At 66.0% G+C, this 4,296-nt stretch carries 5 protein-coding genes; all 5 read left to right on the top strand.

Translation table 11 applies throughout. The features are described from left to right. The first annotated feature begins 488 nt into the window (after positions 1–488). Positions 489–833 (top strand): hypothetical protein, encoded by a 345-nt coding sequence (locus BO1_RS33355; protein WP_028221271.1) that lies wholly within the window; start codon positions 489–491, stop codon positions 831–833. Next, positions 823–1,455 carry a Dabb family protein gene (locus BO1_RS33350; RefSeq protein ID WP_028221270.1) on the top strand — a complete coding sequence of 211 codons (633 nt, stop codon included), beginning with the start codon at positions 823–825 and terminating at the stop codon, positions 1,453–1,455. The genes BO1_RS33355 and BO1_RS33350 overlap by 11 nt, the downstream gene beginning before the upstream one ends. Positions 1,456–1,523: 68 nt before the next feature. Beyond that, positions 1,524–2,516: an NADP-dependent oxidoreductase gene (locus BO1_RS33345; RefSeq protein ID WP_028221269.1), complete on the top strand. Its 993-nt coding sequence runs from the start codon at positions 1,524–1,526 to the stop codon at positions 2,514–2,516. A 38-nt stretch (positions 2,517–2,554) separates the two neighbouring features. Further along, a complete protein-coding gene (locus tag BO1_RS33340; protein ID WP_028221268.1) occupies positions 2,555–3,430 on the top strand; it encodes an SDR family NAD(P)-dependent oxidoreductase in 876 nt (291 codons plus the stop codon). Positions 3,431–3,432: 2 nt separating this feature from the next. Next, a complete protein-coding gene (locus tag BO1_RS33335; protein WP_028221267.1) occupies positions 3,433–4,257 on the top strand; it encodes an SDR family NAD(P)-dependent oxidoreductase in 825 nt (274 codons plus the stop codon). The last annotated feature ends 39 nt before the right edge of the window (positions 4,258–4,296 follow it).

The raw sequence follows: 4,296 nt of genomic DNA, 5'->3' as shown, positions 1-4,296 counted from the left end.
CGGAAGGGGCTGCCAGGGAAACCAGCGGGCTGCAAGACAATGCGCCTGCATCCCGACCATACATGTGATTCCCGCATACACGCTTGCACCCGGTCGGTTTGGGTTATGCCGTACGGCGCGCGCAGCGCCGTACGGCACAACCCTGAACAAACCGATCGGATGCACGCGTATTCGTAGAACCCGCCCGCATGCGCCTGTCCAGGCGCATGCCACGTTTCCCTCGTAGAACCGCTCGTCACGCGCGTAGCGCGTGGTGGGATGAATACGCCCTTTGTCACGGCCTATCCCAGTGTCCTCGCACGGTCGTGCGCCTCCAAACGGGCTTTCATGCGCTTCGCGTTTTGACCGCCGCGGTAGGGATGGCTGATCGGGCCGGTAGGGGTTCGGCCTCAAACTGCACCCTAGAATCATACCCACCTCCCGCACCGCGCCGCCCGCATGGCGGCGCGGCAGCGCAGTCAGAACCCGGCGCAACCCCATAACGAACCATGATCCATATTCTCGATGAAATCACGCTCGCCCCCGAGCGCATCCCGGAGGTGCTCGCAGCGCTGCAGCAACACTATCTGCCCGGCCACGCGTCTCGCGGGTTGAGCCTCGCCGGACAATGGGTGTCGCCGCCTGTCGCCGTGCCCGGTCAGCCCAACGTCCTCCGCCTGTTGTGGCAGGTCGCCGATGCACCAGCCTACTACCGCATGCGTGCAATGACCGATGCCGCGGTGGTCGGCTTCTGGATGAACGTCGATGCCATTTGTGAAAGCCGGCAGCGCCATGTCATGGTCGACGCGCAGACGCCGTTGCCCGCTCCGCTGGAGGCACATCATGCGGCATGAGACGGCCCAGGTATTCATCGGCGCGGGCGCCGATACGAACGCGATCGAACGTACTCTAGCGGCGCGCGTCGCCGGACTGTCCAGCCACGCCCGTATCGGCTTCGCGCGCAATCTCGAAGGGAGTTGGGGGGCGGGCGACTACACGCTCGACCTCGTGCCTGGCGACGACGCTCCGGCATGCGATGACGTATTCGCCGATCTCGCCACGATTGCCGGCGTCACCCGCATCGATCATGTCGGATGCCTAAGCATTGGGGGCAGCCTGCGCGATTCGGGCTTGCGCGACGGCATCTGGCGCACGCTGATGCTCCGGGTTCGCGTCGGGGCCAGTGACACTCATGTCGCCGCGCTCGAGCGCGAATTGCTGCAAATGCCCGAGTTCATGGCCGGCATCCGCAACTGGCGGTTGAGCCGCGTCGCCACGCCCGGCACGTGGACGCACGTCTGGCAGCAGGAGTTCGCGCGGGCCGATGATCTGCTCGGCGAATATCTGTTGCATCCGTTCCACTGGGGCTGGGTCGACCGATGGTTCGATGCCGAACATCCCCAATGGACCGTAGAAGCGATCTCGCACGCGTTCTGTCCGCTTGCTTCGAGTCTGCTTACGGTCCCCGCTTCGTAGTACGCCTCGCAGCCTGTCTAAGTAGTGCGCCGGAAACGGCGAATCGAATAAATAAAGGAGACACCCCTGTGCGAGCTATCCAGATCGACCGCACCGGTCCTTCAGATCTGATGACCCTGGCGGACCTGCCCAATCCCGAACCCGGCCCCGGCGAGGTGCTGATCCGCGTCGCGTGCGCCGGCGTCAATCCCGCCGACTGGAAGTGCCGTGAGGGCTATCTTGGCGCGTTCATCGAATACACGTTCCCGTTCGTGATCGGCTTCGACGCGGCCGGTGTCGTCGTCGCGCTGGGGGAGGGCGTCGACGGCCCGTCGCCCGGCACGCGCGTCTTCGCGCAAACGGACGTGGGCGCCGGGAAGTGGGGCTCGTATGCCGAGTTTGTGACGGTGCGGCACGATTCAGTCGTTCGCATTCCTGAGAACATGAGCTTCGCGCAGGCCGCCGCGACGCCGACACCGGCGCTGGCCGCCTGGGCCGGCGTCTTCGACGACGGTGGCCTGCGCGCTGGGCAAAAGATCCTGATACATGGCGGCGCTGGCGCCGTCGGCACGTTTGCGATCCAGTTCGCGAAGCAGGCGGGCGCCGAAGTCGCCGCCACCTGCGCGGCACACAACCGGTCCTATGTGGAGGCGCTCGGCAGCGACCTCGCTATCGACTACCAGTCCGAGGATATCGGGGCCGCCGTGAAGGCGTGGGCGCCGCATGGCGTCGACGTCGTGCTCGACGCGGTTGGCGCAGGCACTTTGCCCGCCGCGCTGGATCTGCTGGCAACGGGCGGGGTGCTCGTCAACATCATGACGCTCACCGCCGAAGATGCCGAACGGCTGCCGGCGCTTGCCGCCGAGGCCGGCAAGCGCGGTCTGCGTACCGCGATGACCTTCAGCCGCATGCCGAGCGGCGAGCAGCTCGGCCGCATCGCCGCGCTCGTCGAGCAGGCCGGCCTGCGAACACCGCGCATCGAAACCCTGCCGCTCGAACAGGCAGCGCACGCACTGGACCTCGTTCAGTTCGGCAAAGCCAAAGCGAAACTCGTCCTCGACGTGGCCGATCTGGCCGGCTGACAGTGATCAAATCGACCGACAATTACTAAGGAAAGCTGATGAATAGAATCGGAACGCAAAAACTTGCGGGCAAGTGTGCGCTCGTGACCGGCGCGAGCCGCGGCATCGGCCGCGCGATCGCGCAGCGGCTCGCCGCCGAAGGCGCAACCGTGGTGGTCACGGCACGCAGCCTCGGCAGCTCAGGCGACGTGGCCGGCACGCTGGCGGAGACGGTCGCGCTGATCGAGAGCGCCGGTGGCCGCGCGATTGCGCTTGCCGCCGATCTGACCGATGCCGTCGGGCGCGATGCGCTCGTCGAGCGCGCGGCGCAGGCCGCGGGCGGGCTGGACATCCTGATCAACAACGCGGGGGTCGCCGATTACGAGAGCGTCGAGACCATGCCCATGGAGATGTTCGAGCGCACCTTCGACCACTATCTGCGCATCCCGTTCGCACTCGCGCAGGCGGCGATCCCGCTGATGCGCTCGCGCGGCGCGGGCTGGATCGTGAATGTCGGCTCGGTGACGGCACTGCCGCCGCTGCGGCCCTTCGACGATTTCGCGCGCGCCGGGGGCGCCACCGTGTACGCGGCGGTGAAGGCCGCGCTGTCGCGCTTCACGCAAGGGCTCGCGGCCGAACTCGAGGCCGATGGCATTGCCGTCAACCTGGTGGCGCCGAGCACCGCGATCCGCACGCCCGGCGCGGCCCGCTATATTCCGGAGGGCTACCCGACCGAGGACGTCGCCTATCTGGCCGAAACGGCGCTTGCGTTGTGCCTGCTGCCGGCGCGCGAGCGTACTGGCGTCATCGCGCACAGCCTGCATTTTCCGCTCGCGAACGCGTTGCAGGTGCGCTCGCTCGATGGGCGCACCGAGTTGCCGCCGCCGACCGTGCCGGCCTACGCGCATCCCCACATCAACCCTTTGGGAGTCTGAACATGACGACATCGATTCGCTTCGATGGAGGCACGGCCGTCATCACTGGCGCGGCCAGCGGCATCGGCAGCGGTCTTGCGCGGCACGCGGCGGGGCTGGGCATGCGTCTCGTGCTCGCCGATCTCGATGCGGCGCGGCTCGACGCGTTCGCCGCGACGCTCGATGCCGAAGTGCTGTGCGTGCCGACCGACGTCAGCCGGCCGGAAGCGGTCGAGGCGCTGGCGCAAGCCGCGTGGCAGCGCTTCGGTGGTGTCGATCTGCTGTTCAACAATGCCGGCATCATGGCGACCGGCTTCAGTTGGGAGATCTCGGCTGAACGCTTCGAGCGCAGCTTTGCGGTCAATGTGCATGGCGTACTCAACGGGATACGCAGTTTCGTGCCGCGCATGCTTGAACGCAACGTGCCTGCACGGATCGTGAATACCGCATCGATTGGCGGGTTCTTGCCGAGCCCGCTGATGGCGCCTTACTCGGCGACGAAGTTCGCGGTGGTGGCGTTGACTGAATCGCTGCATGGCGAATTGAAGATGATCGGCGCGCCGATCGGTGTCTCGCTGCTGGCGCCGGGGCCGGTGCAAAGCTCGATCTTTGATGATCCGTTTGGTGGCGCGTATGAGCGCGCTGAGGTGCGCGGATTTGTTGACACGATGCGCAAGATGCTTTGCGCGAATGGGCTCACGCCGGATCAGTTTGCTGAACGCGTTTTCGATGGGATTCGTGAGGGGCGGTATTGGCTGCTGCCGCAGCCGGAGATGGTCGATCAAGCGTTGCAGCTTCGGACGCAGGGCATTCTGGATAGACGTAATCCGGAGTTGCCCGTGTATTGAATCTTTTTGCGCGGTTCGCGGCGCGTTGGCCTTAACTTG

It is taken from the genome of Paraburkholderia oxyphila NBRC 105797, from assembly GCF_000685075.1.
GTDB lineage: Bacteria > Pseudomonadota > Gammaproteobacteria > Burkholderiales > Burkholderiaceae > Paraburkholderia > Paraburkholderia oxyphila.
Note: the sequence above shows the minus strand (reverse complement) of the source record. Positions and strands in the feature narration are given on the sequence as shown.

Bases quoted from the DNA above. Each gene is read 5' to 3' on its own strand.
- BO1_RS33355 (WP_028221271.1), top strand. From the start codon at position 489: ATGATCCATATTCTCGATGAAATCACGCTCGCCCCCGAGCGCATCCCG.
- BO1_RS33350 (WP_028221270.1), top strand. From the start codon at position 823: ATGCGGCATGAGACGGCCCAGGTATTCATCGGCGCGGGCGCCGATACG.
- BO1_RS33340 (WP_028221268.1), top strand. From the start codon at position 2,555: ATGAATAGAATCGGAACGCAAAAACTTGCGGGCAAGTGTGCGCTCGTG.
- BO1_RS33335 (WP_028221267.1), top strand. From the start codon at position 3,433: ATGACGACATCGATTCGCTTCGATGGAGGCACGGCCGTCATCACTGGC.